Origin of the sequence: Hydrogenophaga sp., from assembly GCF_022844385.1 — a bacterium.
Lineage (GTDB): Bacteria > Pseudomonadota > Gammaproteobacteria > Burkholderiales > Burkholderiaceae_C > Hydrogenophaga.
The window spans coordinates 1-2,765 of sequence record NZ_JALHLX010000233.1; the positions used below are offsets into that span (position 1 = coordinate 1).

Consider the following 2,765-nt stretch of genomic DNA (forward strand, 5'->3'; position numbering starts at 1 on the left):
TCGGCGTATCCGCCCGAGAGCAGTTGGGCGTGTGCTGCGAAGTCGCGCCTGAGCGCGTGGGCCTTGTCGGCTGTGCGGTTGGCCACCGCAACGAGTGCGGGCCCCTGGGCCGCGATCGGCAGCAGCGCGCCGCGCGTGGCGCCGCCCGCGCCCAGCAGCAGCACACGTTTGCCGACCAGTGGGCAGCCCAGGTTGTGCTGCAGGTCCCTGACCAGACCCACGCCGTCGAAGTTGTCGGCCGGGATGCGGTCGCCTTCGAACTTGAGGCAGTTGGCTGCGCCGGCAAGCCGGGCGCGCTCGCTGGGCTCGGTGGCGATCTGGAAGGCCTGCAGCTTGAATGGCAGGGTCACGTTCACACCGCGTCCCCCGTCGGCCCGAAAGCCCAATACGGTCTGGTTGAAGCCGTCCAGCGGGGCTTCGATGGCGGTGTAGGCGATGTCCTGCCCGGTCGCTTGCGCAAACAGGCTGTGGATCAGGGGCGACTTGCTGTGGCCGATGGGGTGGCCGATGACGGCGTAACGGTCGGTCATGTGGGTGCATTCAATGGGGGTGCGGGGATTGTCGCGCAAGCCCCTGTCGGGTTTGCGGTCAAGGGCCACGGCCTACCATCGCTGGCATGACCACATCCCTCAAGATCGATTTTGTGTCCGATGTTTCGTGCCCCTGGTGCGCTGTCGGGCTGGGCGCGCTCGAAGAAGCGCTGGGCAAGCTGCAAGGCGAGGTGTCGGCCGAGCTGCACTTTCAGCCGTTTGAACTCAACCCTAAGATGCCTGCCGAAGGCCAGGACATCGGCGAACACCTGACGCAAAAGTACGGCTCCACCGCCGAGCAGCAGGTGCAGATCCGCGACACCATCCGCGCGCGCGGCGCCGAGGTGGGCTTTGCCTTCAACCCCGAAGGCCGGGGCCGGATCTGGAACACCTTTGATGCGCACCGCTTGCTGCACTGGGCTGAGCACGAAGGCGCGCCGGGGCAGCAGCATGCTTTGAAGAAGGCACTGCTCGCGGCCTGCCACACACGCTCGGAAGCCATGGGCGACCACGGCGTGTTGCTGGGCTGCGTGCGGGAGGTCGGGCTGGACGAGGCCCGTGCGCAAGCCATCCTGGCGAGCGACGAGTTTGCACAGGCCGTGCGCGAGCGCGAGGGCTTCTACACCAGCGTGGGCATCCACTCGGTGCCGGCGGTGATCGTCAACGACCGGCATTTGATTTCGGGTGGGCAGCCAGCGGCGGTGTTTGAGCAGGCGTTGAGGCAGATTGCTTCGGAAATGGCTTGACGGGTGGGGGGAGCCCTCACCACAGCCCTCTCCCAGAGGGAGAGGGAGTGAAGGCACATTACGCCGGCTGGGCGAGCGCTTTCGCGATGCGGTTCCTGCCCACGGTTGGCTTGGGCACCTTGCCCGGCAAGTGGCTGAACCATGCACGCACGTCTTCGTCGAGCCCGATGCCGTGCATGTAGTTGTAGATCGCCTTGCGCAGGCCCACGCCGAGTGCGTCGTGGTCGACGCCGCTGGGATCGATGAAGCCGATGTCGTTCTTGGCAAAGGTCACCGGGGGCAGCGGGATCAGTTCGATGCCGTAGGCGGCGGGGTCCAGGCCCACGGGTGAGTGCACGGTGCACGAGAATCGGTGGAAAAAGCCGCTCTGGATGCAGCCGTTCTCGAACAGCTGGCGCACGTACTCCAGCGCGTCCACCGTGTCTTGCACCGTCTGGGTGGGAAAGCCGTACATGAGGTAGGCGTGCACCAGGATGCCGGCGTCCGAGAAGCCTTTGGTAACGCGCGCCACCTGCTCCACCGTCACGCCCTTTTTCATCAGCGTGAGCAGCCGGTCGGACGCCACTTCGAGCCCGCCGCTCATCGCGATGCAGCCGCTGTCGGCGAGCAACTGGCAGAGCTCGGGCGTGAAGGTTTTTTCAAACCGGATGTTGCCCCACCAGGAGATGGGCAACTGGCGGCTGATGAGTTCGTCGGCCAGGGCTTTCAGGGCCTTCGGAGGCGCGGCTTCGTCCACAAAGTGAAATCCGGTCTGGCCGGTCTCGCTCACGATCGTCTCGATGCGGTCGGCCAGCGTGGCGGCCGATGCGGTCTCGTAGCGGCTGATGTAGTCCAGGCTCACATCGCAGAAGCTGCACTTCTTCCAGTAGCAGCCGTGCGCCACGGTGAGCTTGTTCCAGCGCCCGTCGCTCCAGAGCCGGTGCATGGGGTTGAGCATGTCGAGCAGGCTGAGATACCGGTCCAGCGGCAGGCCGTCCCAGGTGGGCGTTCCGACCTCTTCGAACGGCACCTCGGGCTCGACGAAGTTGATGTAGCGCACCGTTCCCGCATCGGCTCCCTCTCCCTCTGGGAGAGGGTTGGGGTGAGGGCTCTCGCGCACAAAGGTTCTAACCAGGCGCTGCTTGGAGCGCTTGCGCTGCAGGTACTCCATCAGAGCCAGCAAAGGTCGCTCGCCCGAATCCAGCGTCACGAAATCCACCAGGTCGAACAACCTCGGCTCGGCCAGCTCGCGCAGCTCGGTGTTCACAAAGCCGCCCCCCAGCGCGATCGTGATGTGCGGGTTCTGCGCCTTGATGGTCTGCGCGATGCGCAGCGCGGCGTATAGCGCGCCGGGGAAGGGCACCGAGAGCAGCACCAGGTCGGGCTTGTGCTGTGAGAGCGTGGCCAGCGTGAGGGTGTGCAGGATCTCGTCGACCAGCGTGAAGGGCGCGGCGAGCGCGGCGGCCATGGGCTCGAAGGTCGGCTGGCTGCTGGCGAGCGACTCGGCGTA

3 protein-coding genes are annotated in these 2,765 nt (G+C 66.0%); 1 reads left to right on the forward strand and 2 read right to left on the reverse strand.

Annotation, left to right across the window (positions count from 1 at the left end):
• Positions 1 to 530, reverse strand: a 530-nt coding sequence (locus Q0C59_RS19505) for a shikimate dehydrogenase (protein ID WP_291218706.1), incomplete at its 3' end; no start/stop codon positions are given.
• 86 nt (positions 531 to 616) lie between these two features.
• On the opposite strand from Q0C59_RS19505, the gene Q0C59_RS19510 reads away from it, so the two are divergent.
• Complete coding sequence (locus tag Q0C59_RS19510) at positions 617 to 1,276, forward strand: DsbA family oxidoreductase (protein WP_291218708.1); 660 nt, start codon at positions 617 to 619, stop codon at positions 1,274 to 1,276.
• 58 nt (positions 1,277 to 1,334) lie between these two features.
• Here Q0C59_RS19510 and Q0C59_RS19515 read toward each other — a convergent pair.
• The coding region (locus tag Q0C59_RS19515) for a radical SAM protein (RefSeq protein ID WP_291218710.1) at positions 1,335 to 2,765 on the reverse strand (1,431 nt) is incomplete at its 5' end.

Coding starts and splice junctions, on each gene's coding strand:
- Q0C59_RS19510 (WP_291218708.1), top strand. CDS start 617: ATGACCACATCCCTCAAGATCGATTTTGTGTCCGATGTTTCGTGCCCC.